The following is an 18012-nucleotide window of genomic DNA, read 5'->3' as shown; positions in this document are numbered from 1 at the left end:
TAATGACGGATAACACGACAGCGCCGCTCTATTCACTTCGTGGATTGCAGCTGATTGGCTGGCGCGATATGCAACATGCGCTGAATTACCTGTTTGCCGATGGGCAAATGAAGCAGGGTACGCTGGTGGCGATCAATGCTGAGAAAATGCTGACCGCAGAAGATGACCCGGAAGTCAGGGCGTTGATTGATGCCGCCGAGTTTAAATATGCGGATGGCATTAGCGTCGTGCGCTCAGTGCGTAAGAAATTCCCCCAGGCGCAGGTTTCACGGGTGGCCGGGGCCGATCTCTGGGAAGAACTGATGGCGCGCGCCGGTAAAGAAGGGACGCCTGTTTTTCTGGTCGGCGGTAAGCCGGAGGTGCTGGCGCAGACGGAAGCAAAACTGCGTGCGCAGTGGAACGTCAATATTGTCGGTAGCCAGGACGGTTATTTTAAACCTGAGCAGCGCCAGGCGCTGTTTGAGCGCATCCATGCCAGCGGGGCGAAGATTGTGACCGTGGCGATGGGATCGCCGAAACAAGAAATCCTGATGCGCGACTGTCGGGTGATTCATCCTCAGGCCTTATATATGGGGGTGGGCGGCACCTACGATGTCTTTACCGGTCATGTGAAACGCGCGCCCAAAATGTGGCAGACGCTGGGGCTGGAGTGGCTGTATCGCCTGCTGTCTCAGCCGAGCCGTATCACCCGCCAGCTGCGTCTGTTGCGCTATCTCCGCTGGCATTACACCGGCAATCTCTGAACGCTGCTTTTCTTACGGGCAGCGCATTCTGCTTAATGCGTTGCCCGCCTCCCACATTTTTGTTCCTTTTTTACACAAAACATGCATTTTTTTAATGCTTCATTTGCCATTTTGCCAAATTTAAGAAACCATTCGCATCGCTTGATGTACCCATAACAATAACCGGCAACAACGCCGGAACGAGTGCAAACACGACAAGAGGATTTATGGCAGAGAAAAAACCGGAGCTACAGCGTGGGCTGGAAGCTCGTCATATCGAATTGATCGCCCTTGGGGGCACGATTGGCGTTGGGTTGTTTATGGGCGCCGCCAGTACGCTGAAATGGGCGGGGCCCTCCGTGCTGCTGGCGTATATCGTTGCCGGGCTGTTCGTCTTTTTCATCATGCGCTCAATGGGCGAAATGCTGTTCCTGGAGCCGGTTACTGGCTCATTCGCCGTTTATGCGCACCGTTACATGAGCCCCTTCTTTGGCTATCTCACCGCGTGGTCATACTGGTTTATGTGGATGGCGGTGGGGATATCGGAAATAACCGCTATCGGGGTATACGTGCAGTTCTGGTTCCCGGACATGGCGCAATGGATACCCGCCCTGATCGCCGTTGGGCTGGTGGCGCTGGCTAATCTGGCCGCCGTCCGTCTGTATGGCGAAATCGAGTTCTGGTTTGCGATGATCAAAGTCACCACCATCATTGTGATGATTGTGGTCGGACTGGGGGTGATTTTCTTTGGCTTTGGCAATGGCGGCCAGGCGATCGGTTTTGGCAACCTGACGGAACACGGCGGCTTCTTTGCCGGTGGCTGGAAAGGGTTCCTGACGGCGTTGTGTATTGTGGTCGCCTCCTATCAGGGCGTGGAGCTGATCGGCATTACCGCGGGTGAAGCGAAGAATCCGCAGGTTACGCTGCGCAGCGCGGTAGGCAAGGTACTGTGGCGTATCCTGATTTTCTATGTAGGGGCGATTTTCGTTATCGTGACGATCTTCCCGTGGAACGAAATCGGCAGTAACGGTAGTCCGTTTGTACTCACTTTTGCCAAAATCGGGATTACCGCTGCGGCGGGCATTATTAACTTCGTGGTGCTGACCGCCGCGCTTTCCGGCTGTAACAGCGGCATGTATAGCTGTGGACGTATGCTGTATGCCCTGGCAAAAAACCGCCAGCTTCCGGCGGCGATGGCGAAAGTCTCCCGTCATGGTGTACCGGTCGCCGGGGTGGCGCTGTCGATCGCGATTCTGCTGATTGGTTCATGCCTGAACTACATTATTCCGAACCCGCAGCGGGTGTTTGTGTATGTCTACAGCGCCAGCGTATTGCCGGGTATGGTGCCGTGGTTCGTGATCCTGATTAGCCAGTTGCGTTTCCGTCGTGCTCATAAAGACGCGATGATCAGCCATCCTTTCCGTTCTATTATGTTCCCGTGGGCGAATTATCTGACGATGGCGTTCCTGGTTTGCGTTTTAATTGGCATGTACTTGAATGAAGATACCCGTATGTCGCTGTTTGTCGGCATCATCTTCCTGCTTGCCGTCACGCTCGTCTACAAGGTTTTCGGCCTGAATCGCGCCGGAACTGCCCACAAGGTGGGGGAATAAGCAGCAAAACGCGCAAAGCGTAACCAAACGCGCATTTTATTTAAAAAGGCACTAGACAGAGGGGTGGGAAGTCCGTATTATCCACCCCCGCAACGGCGCTAAGCGCCCGTAGCTCAGCTGGATAGAGCGCTGCCCTCCGGAGGCAGAGGTCTCAGGTTCGAATCCTGTCGGGCGCACCATTTACCCGGTGCTGGAGCTGCGGTGGTTTTAATACCGCGTAAAAGATTTCAGTGGTGGCTATAGCTCAGTTGGTAGAGCCCTGGATTGTGATTCCAGTTGTCGTGGGTTCGAATCCCATTAGCCACCCCATTATTAAAAGTTGTGAAATGCGAAGGTGGCGGAATTGGTAGACGCGCTAGCTTCAGGTGTTAGTGTCCTTACGGACGTGGGGGTTCAAGTCCCCCCCCTCGCACCACGACTTAAAGAGTTGAACTAAAAATTCAAAAAAAGCAGTACATCGGCGAGTAGCGCAGCTTGGTAGCGCAACTGGTTTGGGACCAGTGGGTCGGAGGTTCGAATCCTCTCTCGCCGACCAATTTTGAACCCCGCTTCGGCGGGGTTTTTTGTTTTCACCTCTTCTTCCTCTTCTTTCCCGATCCCCTGTATTACTGTCGCAATGTTGAGACATTCCAGGCTTCTGTTGTCGCTATCTGGTGACGTCTAATGCCATGATTTATCAATAATTATCGGTATTGCGTGTTATTTGTCTCCGTTCAGAGACAAAGAGGGGATTTTTATGGCGAAGAAGGCTGGCAGAAACCGCCGCAGAGCCGCGAATGGCCTGATACGTTAAAAAGTCTGAATCCTTATTTTTGGCGGTGCAATCCTGGCATGCAATGTGCAATAATATCCCTGTAGATGCTCATTCCATCTCTTATGTTCGCCTTAGTGCCTCATAAACTCAGGAATGATGCAGAGCCGTTTACGGTGCTTATCGTCCACAGACAGATGTCGCTTACGCCTCATCAAACACCATGGACATAACGTTGAGTGAAGCACCCATTTATGTTGTCATACAGACCTGTTTTGACGCCTGCTCATTTGAGCAGGCGTTTTTTTATGGGGAAGCGGAAGAGAACTGCCGGATGGCGGCTTCGCTTTATCCGGCCTACGGTGACCTGGCAGGCCCGGTAAGCGTAGCGTCACCGGGCAATGGGAATTACTGCGGAGGATTGTTCTGCAAGGTCAGCATAAGACCGTCGCGGCGCATGGTGGCCGCTTCTTCCGGCTGATGCAACCGGTCCAGCGCATCGGCGAGCCAGGCGTAGTCGTAGGCGTCAGGGCGTTGCTTGAGCGCGGCGCGGAAAGCGAACGTAGCCTCCTGCCATTCGCCATGCTTCATCAATGACTGACCCAGCGTGCTCCACAGTAGCGGGCGATCGCCAACGGTTTTAATCTGCTGGCGCAGCACTTTTTCCAGCTGCTCCGGGTTGTTGGTTTTCAGGCGCGGGATCGGCAGAACCAGGCGGTCGTCATACTGGCGCTTCAGGCCGTCGATGATGATCTGCTGCGCCATATCGTGATCGTCGCATTCAATCAGATGCTCTGCCATTGCCACTTGCAGTGGAACCTGGTGGCGAGTTTTACGGCTCTGGTTCTTCCACCATTCGCGTAATCCTTCGCTGCCCTGATCGGCTCGCGCCTGATCCATCAGCCCAATCCAGGCCTGCTGTTCCAGCATGGCGCGATGTTCTTCATCACCGACGTTGGCCTTCGCCATTGACGGGATGATGTCCAGCAGCGAACTCCATGCTCCGGTGCGGATGTAAGCCTGTTCCGCCAGGCGCAGCACTTCTGGATGACGCGGGGTAACTTCCAGCAGTTTATCCACGCCGTGACGCGCCGCATGATTCTCGTTGCGCGCCAGTTGCAGACGTACGCGGGCGATCTCCACCGGAATCGTGTCATTGCCCGCCAGTTCAGCGGCACGTTCCAGATGCTGATTAGCGCGCGCTTCGTCACCACGCTGCTGCGCGGCTTCGGCGGCCAGCAGATAGTTCACCACCGGCTGTTCAGCGTGATCGGCATTCTTCGCCATCAGCTTCTCAACCTGCTGGTAATCGCCTTCCGCCAGCTTAAGCAGCGCCTGTTCAGTCTGCTTACGTGCGCGGCGGCGTTTACGCCCGACAAACCAGCCGCGAGTGTGCGCGCCGGTGCGGAAAACGCGTCGCAGCAGCCACTCAATGGCGAACAGAATGACCATCATAACGATCAGGATGATCACCAGCCCCGTTACGCTGGTCTCAATGTTGTAATTATCGGTCTGGATCAGAACATAGCCCTGATGACCGGCGATCATTGGGCCTATGACGATACCGGCGATCAACAACACAAAGAGCAATAATACTTTCAGCATCATTATTCTCCTTGCGGCGCGGCTGCCGGTGCTTCTGCCTGCGGAGCAGGGGCTTGAGCCGCTTCGGTCGTGGCCGCCGCCGGCTGCGCCAGCAGGTTACGCACGCGAGTCTGCATCAGTTTCTCAAGAATCGGCTGGCTCTGTAACGTCTCCGGCACGTCCATCGTGATGCTCTGTTGACTCAGTTTATCCACGTCATCAAGGAACGCTTTGGTCGTTGCGTCGTCGGTGTCGTAGTACGCGCGTACCCAGGTGGAGACATTATCCAGCGCCTGACGGTAAGTCTCTTCCTGATGACGCGGCACGGCTTGCGCCGCCACTAACAGGCGGGAGCGGATGTTTTCACGTAAGTAAACGTCCTGGTTTGGCGCCAGCAGCGGGACGGCGGTGTCATCACGACGGCGAATAGTAATAAAGCTGTCCATAAAGTTCTGCCAGCTTTTTTGCAGATTAACGCGCCATTCGCTGATCGAGCTGGACAGCTCGCTGCTGTCGGAGTCCATTGGCGAATCGTCGGTGTCGTTATCGGCCAGACGCAGGTTATCAATCTGGTTAGAGAGCTGGTTTACTTTGAGGATAATGCCGTCGTAGTCCACCTGCGCCACCGCCGACAGGCTGGCAATATCATCGGTAATGGCGCGGCGCGCGGCGATCAGACTGGGGTCGTTCATGTCCGCCAGGCTGGCATCCGCGCTTTTGAGCAGCGCCGCAGCGGTGGTGACATCCTGATCGCTCCACAATTTACGTCCGGCGAGTTTGACCAGAAAATCAGATTGCGCCAGCAGCCAGGTTTTGGCGTCGCTGCCGGAGATCGTCGCGACTTTCTGTTGCACTTCATCCAGCTGTTTCGCCAGCGCGGCCTGTTGGCGATTTGCATCATCCAGTTGCGTCGCCTGCTGTTTGATAATGCCTTCCAGCTCCGCTTTTTGGCTTTCCTGGGCTTTTTGCAGCGCCGTAAGTTGGTTAACCAGCGCATCGCTGGTGGCCGTTTGTTTAACGGCCTGCTGCTTTCCCCAGCCATACAGACCAACGCCCGCGGCCAGGGCAATGGCGATTGCCACCGCACTCAATACCAGCGCGGCACCGTTCTTACTCTTCTTTTCTGCATTGACTGGCTGCGGCGTGGTTTCCACGGCCTCCCTGGTCTCTTCAACCACGGCGGAGGATTTTTCTTGTTCCGTCATTATGGCATCCCATTATGAGAGTTATTGTAATGCGCGCAGTAGCGCATCGTTGTCGGCGTTATCAGCGACCTTAATATCTTGCCAGCCCAGTTCCCGGGCGAGGTGCGCCAGACGCTCACTGACGACCAGCAGCCGACAGCGTAGTAACCAGTGCTCACGATACCACTGCGGGATCAGCGACCAGAGCTGTTGCAGCATTTCGCCGCTGGTGACAACAATCGTCGTCACGCCGCGAGAGTGCCAGCGCATCGCCTCTTCCGCGCCATCGTAATGTTTTGCACTGCGTTGATAACATTCACAAAAGGTGACTTCAGCGCCGCGTTCTGTGAGGGTTTTGCCTAACAGTTCACGCCCGCCGTTGCCCCGTAAAATAAGCGCTCGTTTTCCCGCAATATTTTGTAATTCAGGTAATTGTAGCAAGACTTCGCTGATTTCCCGATCCAGAGGATAGCGAATATCGCATCCGCTAACGGTATGCAACGCCAGCGCCGTTGTGCGCCCGATGGCGAAGTAGCGTGGCTGCACAGGCCAGTCCAGCCCCTGCTGTTGCAGTTGGGCGTGGGCAAAGGCGACGGCGTGTTGCGAGAGGGCGAACACCAGATCGTTGTCCGTGAGCGCCGCCAGGCGATCGGCAAGCGTTGCCAGTTCCCGGCCCGGCGTAAACTCAATAAGCGGAAAACTCCAGGCCACCTGCCCCAGTGTGCGCAGACGGCTCACTAACTCTTCCCCGGAGGGAGACGGGCGGGTGACCAGAATACTCATGCGGGCGCTTCTCCGTTATAAACCTCGGTCAGAATCGCGCGTGCGCCGTTTTCCAACAGTTCTTCCGCCAGGGAAATACCCATTTGCGCGGCGTCCTGCGGCAATCCGCGACGTTCTCCACGAATCATCAGCGAACCATCAGGCGCGCCAACCAGCGCACGCAGCCAGACTTCACCATCAATGATTTCAGCATAGCTGCCAATTGGCACCTGACAGCCCCCTTCCAGGCGGGTGTTCATGGCGCGTTCGGCTTTTACACGTAGCGCGGTTTCTTCATGATTCAGCGGCGCTAACAGCGCCTGAGTACGTGCGTCATCCAGTCGGCATTCAATGCCCACTGCGCCTTGCCCTACGGCAGGGAGAGAGATTTCGGGAGGCAGCGCGGTGCGAATACGCGACGTCAGACCTAACCGTTTTAACCCGGCAACCGCCAGGATAATTGCGTCATAATCGCCGTTATCGAGCTTGCTCAGGCGTGTGCCGACGTTGCCGCGCAGCGAGCGGATGATGAGATCCGGGCGACGCTCGGCCAACTGGCACTGGCGACGCAAACTTGATGTGCCGACGATGCTGCCTGCGGGCAGTTCATCCAGATTGTTGTATTGGTTCGAGACGAAAGCATCGCGTGGATCTTCGCGTTCGCAAATCGTGACCAGGCCAAGCCCTTGCGGGAATTCTACCGGCACATCTTTCATCGAATGCACGGCGATATCGGCGCGCTTTTCCAGCAGCGCGACTTCCAGCTCTTTTACAAACAAGCCCTTACCGCCCACTTTTGCCAGAGGGGTGTCCAGAATCACGTCGCCGCGCGTTACCATTGGCACCAGTTCCACGACCAGTCCCGGATGCTGTGCTATCAACGCGTCTTTGACATAATGTGCCTGCCAGAGCGCAAGGGGGCTTTGGCGTGTGGCAATTCTTAAAACATTGTCTAACATGCTTGTTACCGTCATTATCGTCCGTGGACCATCCTAACATCCTTACAAGTGGGATGTCAGTGTTACGGTCAAAGGTGAGTACGAGGATCAGGCGCGGCGTCGCGACTGGCAGTGAATAATGACGAGAAACCGCCTGACCGTATTAAGGAATTTACACGTAGCTAACGGTGCTACACTTGTATGTAGTGCATCTTTCTTTACGGTCAATGAGCAAGGTGTTAAATTGATCACGTTTTAGACCATTTTTTCGTCTTTACCCCTTAATGGGGAGAAGGATGAAAAAGGTAACGGTTATTTTTGACATACGGTTTATCCCGAATGGTTTGGTTGTCCGCACTCGCGATGGCAATCAGACGCATGACGGGTAGCAACATCAGGCGATACGTCTTGTACCTCTATATTGAGACTTTGAAACAGAGACTGGATGCCATCAATCAATTGCGTGTGGATCGCGCGCTTGCTGCCATGGGCCCTGCCTTCCAGCAGGTATACAGTCTGCTGCCGACATTATTGCACTACCATAATCCGCTGATGCCGGGTTACCTCGACGGTAACGTTCCCAAGGGCATATGCTTTTACACGCCTGATGAAACCCAACGCCACTACCTGAATGAACTTGAACTGTACCGGGGTATGTCCCCGCAGGACCCACCGAAAGGCGAGCTGCCGATCACCGGCGTATACTCGATGGGCAGTACATCTTCAGTAGGGCAAAGCTGTTCTTCTGACCTGGATATCTGGGTCTGCCACCAGTCCTGGCTTGATAGCGAAGAGCGCCAGTTGCTGCAACGTAAATGCAGCCTGCTGGAAAGCTGGGCCGCTTCGCTGGGCGTGGAAGTCAGCTTCTTCCTGATCGACGAAAACCGTTTCCGCCATAATGAAAGCGGCAGTCTGGGGGGTGAAGACTGCGGCTCGACGCAGCACATCCTGCTGCTCGACGAATTTTATCGCACCGCTGTGCGTCTGGCCGGTAAGCGTATTCTGTGGAATATGGTGCCGTGCGACGAAGAAGAGCATTACGACGACTACGTCATGACGCTCTACGCGCAGGGTGTCCTCACGCCAAACGAATGGCTGGACCTGGGCGGATTAAGCTCGCTTTCCGCCGAAGAGTACTTTGGCGCCAGCCTCTGGCAGTTGTACAAGAGTATCGATTCCCCGTACAAAGCGGTGCTGAAAACACTGCTGCTGGAAGCCTACTCCTGGGAATATCCCAATCCGCGCCTGTTGGCGAAAGACATTAAACAGCGCCTGCATGACGGCGAGATCGTTTCGTTTGGTCTCGACCCGTATTGCATGATGCTGGAACGCGTGACCGAATACCTTACGGCTATCGAAGATCCGACGCGTCTTGATTTAGTCCGTCGATGTTTCTACTTAAAAGTGTGTGAGAAACTGAGCCGCGAACGCGCCTGCGTTGGCTGGCGTCGTGAAGTGTTAAGTCAGTTAGTGAACGAGTGGGGATGGGACGACGCCCGTCTGACAATGCTCGACAACCGGGCGAACTGGAAGATCGATCAGGTACGCGAAGCGCATAACGAACTGCTCGACGCCATGATGCAGAGCTATCGTAATCTGATCCGTTTTGCCCGCCGTAACAATCTCAGCGTTAGCGCCAGCCCGCAGGATATTGGCGTGCTGACGCGTAAACTGTATGCCGCATTTGAAGCCCTGCCGGGCAAAGTGACGCTGGTGAACCCGCAGATTTCACCGGATCTCTCCGAACCGAACCTGACCTTTATCCATGTGCCGCCGGGCCGGGCCAACCGTTCTGGCTGGTATCTCTACAACCGTGCGCCGAACATGGATTCGATCATCAGCCATCAGCCGCTGGAATATAACCGCTATCTGAACAAACTGGTGGCGTGGGCCTGGTTTAACGGTTTGCTGACGTCGCGTACCCACCTGTTTATTAAGGGCAACGGCATTGTGGACCTGCCTAAGTTGCAGGAGATGGTGGCCGATGTGTCGCACCATTTCCCGCTGCGTTTGCCTGCGCCAACGCCGAAAGCGCTCTACAGTCCGTGTGAAATTCGCCATCTGGCGATCATCGTTAACCTTGAATATGACCCGACGGCGGCGTTCCGCAATCAGGTGGTGCATTTTGATTTCCGTAAGCTGGATGTCTTCAGCTTTGGCGAAGAGCAAAACTGCCTGGTCGGCAGTGTCGACCTGTTGTATCGCAACTCGTGGAACGAAGTGCGTACCCTGCACTTCAACGGCGAACAGGCGATGATTGAAGCGCTGAAAACGATTCTCGGCAAAATGCACCAGGATGCCGCGCCGCCGGACAGCGTGGAAGTGTTCTGCTATAGCCAGCATCTGCGCGGCTTGATCCGCACCCGCGTACAGCAACTGGTCTCCGAGTGCATTGAACTGCGTCTCTCCAGCACCCGCCAGGAAACCGGACGTTTTAAAGCGCTGCGCGTTTCGGGCCAAACCTGGGGGCTGTTCTTCGAGCGCCTGAATGTTTCGGTGCAGAAACTGGAAAACGCCATTGAGTTTTACGGCGCGATTTCGCACAACAAACTTCACGGACTTTCCGTTCAGGTTGAGACCAACCATGTGAAATTACCGTCGGTGGTGGATGGGTTCGCCAGCGAAGGGATCATCCAGTTCTTCTTTGAAGAAACCGGCGATGAGAAAGGCTTTAATATTTATATTCTGGACGAGAGTAACCGGGCGGAAGTGTATCACCACTGCGAAGGCAGCAAAGAAGAGCTGGTACGCGACGTGAGCCGCTTCTATTCGTCGTCGCACGATCGCTTCACCTACGGCTCCAGCTTCATCAACTTCAACCTGCCGCAGTTCTACCAGATTGTGAATACCGACGGTCGCGAGCAGGTCATTCCGTTCCGTACCCAGCCCATCAGCGCCGTGCCACCGGCAAACCAGGACAACGACGCGCCGCTGTTACAGCAGTATTTCTCGTGAACATCATGATGCCGGATGGCGGTGTTACAAATGACGCGAGATACGTAGGCCGGATAAGCGCAGCGCCATCCGGCAATAAAACTTAGCGGAAGCTCACCGCTTCTCCAGCCTGTTGTGTCGCGGCCTGCTCCAGCAGATCCCAGAAGGTTTCGCCGCTGCGATCGCAAATCCATTCGTCGCCTTTCAGGTCAAAATGGTAGCCGCCCTGTTTGGTCGCCAGCCATACCTGGTGCAGCGGCTCCTGACGGTTGATGATGATTTTGCTGCCGTTCTCAAAGGTAATGGTTAGCACGCCGCCGTTGATTTCGCAGTCGATATCGCTGTCGCCGTCCCAGTCGTCCAGACGTTCTTCAATGGTCATCCACAGGGTGTCTGCGAGGCGATGAAATTCACTGTCGTTCATTGTTGTTTCCCGTTTTTTACGTGATGGCGGCAGTATAACCTGGAAGAATTCATGATGCAGTTTTCAGCCAACTCTTGCTTTTACGTCTTCTCCTGCGATGATAGAAAACAGAAAGCATGAACTTACAGGCAATCCATAATGAAAAATGTGTTTCAGGCACTCGCTGTACTTCTCACTCTGTTCAGCCTGACCGGCTGCGGTCTGAAAGGCCCGCTCTATTTTCCACCTGCTGACAAAAACGCGCCGCCGCCGACGCATGAGGTTGATTCGCAAATCCAATCGACGACGCCCGATCAAAACGATCGCGCTACGGGAGACGGCCCTTCTCAGGTGAACTATTGACGGTACGTTTCTGTCCCCGCGTAAATGGAGTGAATGATGCAATTCTCTAAAATGCATGGCCTTGGCAACGATTTTATGGTCGTCGACGCGGTAACGCAGAATGTCTTTTTCTCGCCGGAGTTGATCCGCCGCCTGTCAGACAGGCATCTGGGCGTGGGGTTCGACCAGCTTCTGGTTGTCGAGCCTCCTTACGATCCTGAACTGGATTTTCATTACCGCATCTTCAACGCCGATGGCAGCGAAGTGTCGCAGTGCGGTAACGGCGCCCGCTGCTTTGCGCGGTTTGTGCGTCTGAAAGGGCTGACCAATAAGCGCGATATCCGCGTCAGCACGGCCAATGGCCGGATGGTGCTGAGCGTCACTGATGATGAACTGGTGCGGGTGAACATGGGTGAGCCAAACTTTGAACCCGCGCAGGTTCCTTTTCGCGCCAACAAAGCGGAAAAGACCTATATTATGCGAGCGGCCGAGCAGACAATATTGTGCGGCGTGGTTTCAATGGGGAACCCGCACTGCGTGATTCAGGTCGATAATATCGACACGGCGGCAGTCGAAACGCTGGGACCGATTCTGGAAAGCCATGAACGTTTTCCAGAACGAGCGAATATTGGGTTTATGCAGGTTGTGAAGCGCGAGCATATCCGATTACGCGTTTATGAACGTGGGGCAGGAGAAACTCAGGCCTGCGGCAGCGGCGCATGCGCCGCCGTTGCGGTGGGTATTCAGCAGGGTTTGCTGGCAGAAGAAGTACGCGTGGAATTACCTGGCGGTCGCCTTGATATCGCCTGGAAAGGCCCGGGTCATCCGTTGTATATGACTGGCCCGGCGGCACATGTCTACGACGGATTTATTCATCTATGAAGCAACCAGGGGAAGAACTACAGGAAACACAGATGGAACTGGACGACCGGGCGGTCGTCGATTATCTACTGCGTAACCCTGAGTTTTTTATCCGTAATGCGCGCGCCGTTGAGGCGATGCGCGTTCCGCATCCCGTGCGGGGTACGGTGTCGCTTGTTGAGTGGCACATGGCTCGCGCCCGGAATCATATCCATGTTCTTGAAGAGAACATGACGCTGCTAATGGAACAGGCGAATGCCAACGAAAGCCTGTTCTACCGTCTGCTGCATTTGCAGGGACGGCTGGTTTCCGCCAGTAGCCTGGATGAAATGCTGATGCGTTTTCATCGCTGGGCGCGGGAGCTGGGGCTGGCGGGCGCGACCATCCGGCTGTTTCCCGATCGCTGGCGACTCGGCGCGCCGTCGAATCATACCTATCTGGCGTTAAGCCGTCAGGCCTTTGAACCGCTGCGTATCCAGCGTCTGGGGCAGGCGCAACACTATCTTGGCCCATTGAATGGCCCGGAACTGCTGGTGGTGCTGCCTGAAGCCAAAGCGATTGGCTCGGTGGCGATGTCGATGCTGGGGCGCGATGGCGATCTGGGGGTCATACTCTTCAGTAGCCGCGATGTGCATCATTACCAGCAGGGGCAGGGGACACAGTTACTGCAAGAAATCGCCTTGATGTTGCCGGAACTGCTGGAGCGCTGGATTGAACGTGTATGACCGAATTATCGCTTTCTCAGGACGTTGCGCGCTTCTTGCGTTACCTGGGCGTAGAACGGCAACTTAGCCCCATCACGCTACTGAACTATCAGCGTCAGCTTGATGCCATTATCGCTTTAGCCGGAGAAACCGGTCTGCAAAGCTGGCAACAATGTGACGCTGCGATGGTGCGCGCTTTCGCGGTACGCAGCCGCCGTAAAGGGTTAGGGCCCGCCAGCCTGGCGTTGCGCCTCTCTGCTTTACGCAGTTTCTTTGACTGGCTGGTGAGCCAGGGTGAACTCAACGCTAATTCGGCGAAAGGCGTCTCCGCGCCGAAAGCGCCTCGTCACCTGCCGAAAAATATCGACGTGGATGATATCAACCGCCTGCTGGATATCGACCTCAACGATCCGCTTGCCGTGCGCGATCGGGCGATGCTGGAGGTGATGTATGGCGCGGGGTTGCGTTTGTCTGAACTGGTGGGGTTAGACATCAAACACCTCGATCTCGATACGGGCGAAGTGTGGGTGATGGGGAAGGGCAGCAAAGAACGGCGTCTGCCCATTGGCCGCAATGCGGTGGCGTGGATTGAGCATTGGCTGGATCTGCGCGGCCTGTTCGGCAGCGATGACGATGCGCTGTTTCTCTCAAAGCTCGGGAAACGGATCTCCGCGCGCAATGTACAAAAACGGTTTGCGGAGTGGGGCATTAAGCAAGGGCTGAATAGCCATGTCCATCCGCATAAACTGCGTCACTCGTTCGCGACCCATATGCTGGAGTCGAGCGGCGACCTGCGCGGCGTGCAGGAGCTGTTAGGCCATGCCAATCTGTCCACCACGCAAATCTATACTCATCTTGATTTTCAACACCTGGCCTCGGTGTACGATGCGGCGCATCCACGCGCCAAACGGGGGAAATAATGCGTTTTTACCGGCCTTTGGGACACATCTCAGCACTCACGTTCGATCTGGATGACACCCTTTATGATAACCGTCCGGTTATCCTGCGCACCGAGCAGGAAGCGCTCACCTTTGTGCAAAACTACCATCCTGCGCTGCGTACATTGCAGAATGCCGACCTGTATCGCCTGCGTCAGGCGGTACGCGAAGCAGAGCCGGAAATTTATCATGATGTGACGCGATGGCGTCATCGCGCCGTGGAGCGCGCCATGCTGGAAGCGGGCCTGTCAGCGGAAGAGGCAATGGCGGGGGCGAACGCCGCGATGATCAATTTCGCAAAGTGGCGCAGCCGTATCGATGTTCCGCAAGTGACGCATGACACGCTGAAGCGGCTTGCAAAAAAATGGCCGCTGGTGGCCATTACTAACGGCAATGCGCAGCCGGAACTGTTTGGGCTGGGCGATTACTTCGAATTTGTGCTGCGCGCAGGCCCGGACGGGCGTTCTAAACCGTTCAGCGACATGTACTCTCTGGCGGCGGAGAAGCTCAACATGCCGATCGGCGAGATCCTCCACGTCGGCGACGATCTGACGACCGATGTCGCCGGGGCGATCCGCTGTGGAATGCAGGCCTGCTGGATCAAACCGGAAAATGCCGACCTGATGCAGACCACTGACAGTCGTTTACTGCCGCATATCGAAATTTCACGGTTGGCATCTTTGACCTCGCTGATATAATCACCAGCAGTATTGTATATATACCCAGCTTTTTGGCGGATGGCGCTGCGCTTATCCGCCCAACACACTTTTACGCGGCGGTGCCAATGGACGTTTCTTACCTGCTCGAAAGCCTTAATGATAAACAGCGCGAAGCGGTGGCTGCGCCACGTAGCAACATGCTGGTGCTGGCGGGAGCGGGGAGCGGCAAAACCCGCGTGCTGGTGCACCGTATCGCCTGGCTGCTGAGCGTAGAGAATAATTCACCCTATTCCATTATGGCCGTTACCTTCACCAATAAGGCGGCGGCGGAAATGCGCCACCGTATCGGTCAGTTAATGGGAACCACGCAGGGCGGGATGTGGGTCGGCACCTTCCACGGTCTGGCGCACCGTCTGCTGCGCGCGCACCATATGGACGCCAACCTGCCGCAGGATTTCCAGATCCTCGACAGCGAAGATCAGCTGCGCCTGCTCAAGCGCCTTATTAAAGCGATGAACCTTGACGAGAAGCAGTGGCCGCCGCGTCAGGCAATGTGGTACATCAACAGCCAGAAAGACGAAGGGCTGCGTCCGCACCATATTCAGAGCTACGGCAACCCGGTGGAGCAGACCTGGCAGAAGGTTTACCAGGCCTATCAGGAAGCGTGCGATCGCGCAGGGCTGGTGGACTTTGCCGAACTGCTACTGCGCGCGCATGAACTGTGGCTCAACAAGCCGCATATCCTTCAGCACTACCGCGAACGTTTTACCAATATCCTGGTGGACGAATTCCAGGATACCAACAACATCCAGTACGCGTGGATCCGTCTGCTGGCAGGCGATACCGGCAAAGTGATGATCGTCGGCGATGATGACCAGTCTATTTACGGCTGGCGTGGAGCGCAGGTAGAGAACATCCAGCGTTTCCTCAAGGATTTCCCGGGCGCGGAAACCATTCGTCTGGAGCAGAATTACCGCTCGACCAGCAACATCCTCAGCGCGGCGAACACCCTGATTGAAAACAACAATGGCCGTCTGGGGAAAAAGCTGTGGACCGATGGCATTGATGGCGAGCCGATTTCACTGTATTGCGCGTTTAATGAGCTGGATGAGGCGCGTTTTGTTGTTAACCGCATCAAAACCTGGCAGGACAACGGCGGGGCGCTGGAACAGTGCGCCATTCTCTATCGCAGCAACGCCCAGTCGCGCGTGCTGGAAGAGGCGCTGTTGCAGGCCAGTATGCCGTACCGTATTTATGGCGGTATGCGCTTCTTCGAACGTCAGGAAATTAAAGATGCGCTCTCCTATCTGCGCCTGATCGCCAATCGTAATGATGATGCGGCGTTTGAGCGCGTGGTGAATACCCCGACGCGCGGTATTGGCGATCGCACGCTGGACGTTGTGCGCCAGACCTCGCGCGACCGTCAGTTAACCTTGTGGCAGGCGTGCCGCGAGCTGTTGCAGGAGAAAGCGCTGGCTGGCCGCGCCGCAAGCGCCCTGCAACGCTTTATCGAGCTAATTGACGCGCTGGCGCAGGAGACGGCAGATATGCCGCTGCATGTTCAGACCGATCGGGTGATTAAAGACTCGGGTCTGCGCATGATGTACGAGCAGGAAAAAGGCGAGAAAGGCCAGACGCGTATTGAGAACTTAGAAGAACTGGTGACGGCGACGCGCCAGTTCAGCTACAACGAAGAAGATGAAGACCTGATGCCGTTGCAGGCGTTTCTCTCTCACGCCGCGCTGGAAGCGGGAGAAGGGCAGGCGGATACGTGGCAGGATGCGGTTCAACTGATGACCTTGCACTCGGCGAAAGGGCTGGAGTTTCCGCAGGTGTTCATCGTCGGCATGGAAGAGGGGATGTTCCCCAGCCAGATGTCGCTGGATGAAGGCGGGCGCCTTGAAGAAGAGCGTCGCCTGGCCTACGTCGGCGTAACCCGCGCGATGCAGAAGCTGACGTTGACCTATGCGGAAACTCGCCGTCTGTATGGCAAAGAGGTCTACCACCGCCCGTCGCGCTTTATCGGCGAATTGCCGGAAGACTGTGTGGAAGAAGTGCGGCTGCGTGCCACGGTCAGCCGTCCGGTGAGTCACCAGCGGATGGGAACCCCGATGGCGGAAAACGACACCGGGTACAAGCTGGGACAGCGCGTGCGTCACCCGAAATTCGGTGAGGGCACGATCGTCAATCTGGAAGGCAGCGGTGAACATACCCGGTTGCAAATCGCGTTTCAGGGGCAGGGCATTAAATGGTTTGTTGCTTCTTATGTTCAATTCGAAAATGCGTAACTTTCAGAAAAATATCATTATTTTGTAATAATCTGCTAGCCTTATACGCTGAAGGGCAATAATTGTTCTTCAGCGTTTCGTTGCGTGTTGACGTCAAATTTTTGCTGGCGTAACATGCGCGCACGATTACGCTAAGAGGACATTCGCCTTGGACACACCCAGTAGATGCTGGCTCATTATCCTGTCATTCAGGATCAACTCCTAAGGCTATCCCTTTTTGCTGATAGCCTTAGCGGTTGTCAGCGACCTTCTCTTTTTCCCGTCGCGCTGAGTCAGGCTGTTTAATGGTCTGAAACCCAATTTGTTTCTGTGTGCCCACCCGAACTGTCCGATATTTTTAAGCATTGGGAGTCCCGGTCATGCTGAGCGCATTTCAACTGGAAAATAATCGACTGACCCGGCTGGAAGTCGAAGAGTCACAAACCCTGATTGATGCCGTATGGGTCGATTTGGTCGAACCGGACGACGACGAGCGACTGCGCGTACAATCTGAGCTGGGCCAAAGCCTGGCGACACGTCCTGAACTGGAAGACATCGAAGCATCCGCGCGTTTCTTTGAAGACGAAGACGGGCTGCACATCCACTCCTTTTTCTTTTTCGAAGATGCGGAAGACCACGCCGGTAACTCCACGGTGGCATTCACCATTCGCGATGGCCGCCTGTTTACGCTGCGTGAACGCGAACTGCCCGCTTTCCGCTTGTACCGTATGCGCGCCCGTAACCAGGCGATGGTGGACGGCAATGCCTATGAATTACTGCTCGACCTGTTTGAAACAAAAATCGAACAGCTGGCGGATGAAATTGAAAACATCTACAGCGATCTGGAAGAACTAAGCCGCGTGATCATGGAAGGGCATCAGGGCGATGAATATGACGAAGCGCTCTCCACGCTGGCAGAGCTGGAAGATATCGGCTGGAAAGTTCGCTTATGTCTGATGGATACCCAGCGCGCGCTTAACTTCCTGGTACGCAAGGCGCGTCTTCCGGGGGGGCAACTGGAGCAGGCGCGTGAGATCCTGCGCGATATCGAGTCCCTGCTGCCGCACAACGAATCCCTGTTCCAGAAGGTGAACTTCCTGATGCAGGCGGCGATGGGCTTCATCAACATCGAGCAGAACCGCATTATCAAGATCTTCTCGGTGGTATCTGTGGTGTTCCTGCCGCCGACGCTGGTGGCGTCCAGCTATGGGATGAACTTTGAGTTTATGCCGGAGCTGAAGTGGAGCTTTGGTTACCCTGGCGCGATTATCTTTATGATCCTCGCGGGTCTGGCGCCGTATTTGTACTTCAAGCGTAAGAACTGGCTGTAATATTGCGCCCGGTGGCGCG

General features: G+C 55.5%; 16 protein-coding genes and 4 tRNA genes. 15 read left to right on the top strand and 5 right to left on the bottom strand.

Features of this window, described 5'->3' with window-relative positions; translation table 11 throughout:
* Positions 1-2 precede the first annotated feature (2 nt).
* The 6 genes from wecG to OGX80_RS08120 all read left to right on the top strand — a co-directional run bounded on the left by wecG (position 3) and on the right by OGX80_RS08120 (position 2870).
* A complete protein-coding gene (gene wecG / locus OGX80_RS08145) occupies positions 3-743 on the top strand; it encodes a lipopolysaccharide N-acetylmannosaminouronosyltransferase (RefSeq protein WP_012131145.1) in 741 nt (246 codons plus the stop codon).
* Positions 744-949: 206 nt separating this feature from the next.
* Positions 950-2335, top strand: a complete 1386-nt coding sequence (gene thrP / locus OGX80_RS08140) for a bifunctional threonine/serine APC transporter ThrP (protein WP_012131146.1) — start codon at positions 950-952, stop codon at positions 2333-2335.
* Between the two features lie 102 nt (positions 2336-2437).
* A tRNA-Arg gene (locus OGX80_RS08135) sits at positions 2438-2514 on the top strand.
* Positions 2515-2568: 54 nt separating this feature from the next.
* Positions 2569-2644: transfer RNA gene (locus OGX80_RS08130), tRNA-His, on the top strand.
* Between the two features lie 19 nt (positions 2645-2663).
* Positions 2664-2750, top strand: a tRNA-Leu gene (locus OGX80_RS08125).
* A 43-nt stretch (positions 2751-2793) separates the two neighbouring features.
* Positions 2794-2870: transfer RNA gene (locus OGX80_RS08120), tRNA-Pro, on the top strand.
* 624 nt (positions 2871-3494) lie between these two features.
* On the opposite strand, the gene hemY is transcribed toward OGX80_RS08120, so the two are convergent.
* From hemY to hemC, 4 genes are read right to left on the bottom strand one after another with little or no spacing between them, the layout of a single operon-like run.
* A complete protein-coding gene (gene hemY, locus OGX80_RS08115; RefSeq protein WP_047460000.1) occupies positions 3495-4691 on the bottom strand; it encodes a protoheme IX biogenesis protein HemY in 1197 nt (398 codons plus the stop codon).
* Positions 4692-4693: 2 nt separating this feature from the next.
* On the bottom strand, positions 4694-5875 hold the full coding sequence (gene hemX, locus OGX80_RS08110) for a uroporphyrinogen-III C-methyltransferase (RefSeq protein ID WP_012131148.1): 1182 nt from the start codon (positions 5873-5875) through the stop codon (positions 4694-4696).
* Between the two features lie 21 nt (positions 5876-5896).
* Positions 5897-6637, bottom strand: coding sequence for a uroporphyrinogen-III synthase (hemD, locus tag OGX80_RS08105; RefSeq protein WP_012131149.1), 741 nt, complete (start codon positions 6635-6637; stop codon positions 5897-5899).
* Positions 6634-7575 (bottom strand): hydroxymethylbilane synthase, encoded by a 942-nt coding sequence (gene hemC / locus OGX80_RS08100; protein ID WP_115182372.1) that lies wholly within the window; start codon positions 7573-7575, stop codon positions 6634-6636. Before hemC ends, hemD begins: the two co-directional genes overlap by 4 nt.
* Positions 7576-7962: 387 nt before the next feature.
* Here hemC and cyaA point away from each other — a divergent pair, with 387 nt between their 5' ends.
* Positions 7963-10509 (top strand): class I adenylate cyclase, encoded by a 2547-nt coding sequence (gene cyaA, locus OGX80_RS08095; protein ID WP_012131151.1) that lies wholly within the window; start codon positions 7963-7965, stop codon positions 10507-10509.
* 82 nt (positions 10510-10591) lie between these two features.
* Here the strand turns inward: cyaA and cyaY are convergent, their stop codons facing one another.
* Positions 10592-10912 (bottom strand): iron donor protein CyaY, encoded by a 321-nt coding sequence (cyaY, locus tag OGX80_RS08090; RefSeq protein ID WP_047459992.1) that lies wholly within the window; start codon positions 10910-10912, stop codon positions 10592-10594.
* Positions 10913-11050: 138 nt separating this feature from the next.
* Between cyaY and lptM the strand changes: the two genes are divergently transcribed.
* The 8 genes from lptM (at position 11051) to corA (ending at position 17993) form a co-directional block, all read left to right on the top strand.
* Positions 11051-11254 carry an LPS translocon maturation chaperone LptM gene (gene lptM / locus OGX80_RS08085; RefSeq protein WP_012131153.1) on the top strand — a complete coding sequence of 68 codons (204 nt, stop codon included), beginning with the start codon at positions 11051-11053 and terminating at the stop codon, positions 11252-11254.
* A gap of 36 nt (positions 11255-11290) precedes the next feature.
* Positions 11291-12115 (top strand): diaminopimelate epimerase, encoded by an 825-nt coding sequence (gene dapF, locus OGX80_RS08080; protein WP_115182283.1) that lies wholly within the window; start codon positions 11291-11293, stop codon positions 12113-12115.
* Positions 12112-12819, top strand: coding sequence for a DUF484 domain-containing protein (locus tag OGX80_RS08075; protein ID WP_115182282.1), 708 nt, complete (start codon positions 12112-12114; stop codon positions 12817-12819). The genes dapF and OGX80_RS08075 overlap by 4 nt, the downstream gene beginning before the upstream one ends.
* Positions 12816-13718 (top strand): tyrosine recombinase XerC, encoded by a 903-nt coding sequence (gene xerC, locus OGX80_RS08070; RefSeq protein WP_115182281.1) that lies wholly within the window; start codon positions 12816-12818, stop codon positions 13716-13718. Before OGX80_RS08075 ends, xerC begins: the two co-directional genes overlap by 4 nt.
* Complete coding sequence (yigB, locus tag OGX80_RS08065) at positions 13718-14434, top strand: 5-amino-6-(5-phospho-D-ribitylamino)uracil phosphatase YigB (RefSeq protein WP_012131157.1); 717 nt, start codon at positions 13718-13720, stop codon at positions 14432-14434. Before xerC ends, yigB begins: the two co-directional genes overlap by 1 nt.
* Positions 14435-14520: 86 nt before the next feature.
* On the top strand, positions 14521-16683 hold the full coding sequence (uvrD, locus tag OGX80_RS08060; RefSeq protein ID WP_012131158.1) for a DNA helicase II: 2163 nt from the start codon (positions 14521-14523) through the stop codon (positions 16681-16683).
* A gap of 148 nt (positions 16684-16831) precedes the next feature.
* Positions 16832-16888, top strand: coding sequence for a YsgD/CorL family protein (gene ysgD, locus OGX80_RS08055; protein ID WP_213164972.1), 57 nt, complete (start codon positions 16832-16834; stop codon positions 16886-16888).
* 154 nt (positions 16889-17042) lie between these two features.
* Positions 17043-17993: a magnesium/cobalt transporter CorA gene (gene corA / locus OGX80_RS08050; protein ID WP_012131160.1), complete on the top strand. Its 951-nt coding sequence runs from the start codon at positions 17043-17045 to the stop codon at positions 17991-17993.
* Positions 17994-18012: the final 19 nt, after the last annotated feature.

Origin of the sequence: Citrobacter sp. CK194 (genome assembly GCF_030333395.1) — a bacterium.
Taxonomy (GTDB): Bacteria; Pseudomonadota; Gammaproteobacteria; order Enterobacterales; family Enterobacteriaceae; genus Citrobacter_B; species Citrobacter_B koseri.
Note: the sequence above shows the minus strand (reverse complement) of the source record. Positions and strands in the feature narration are given on the sequence as shown.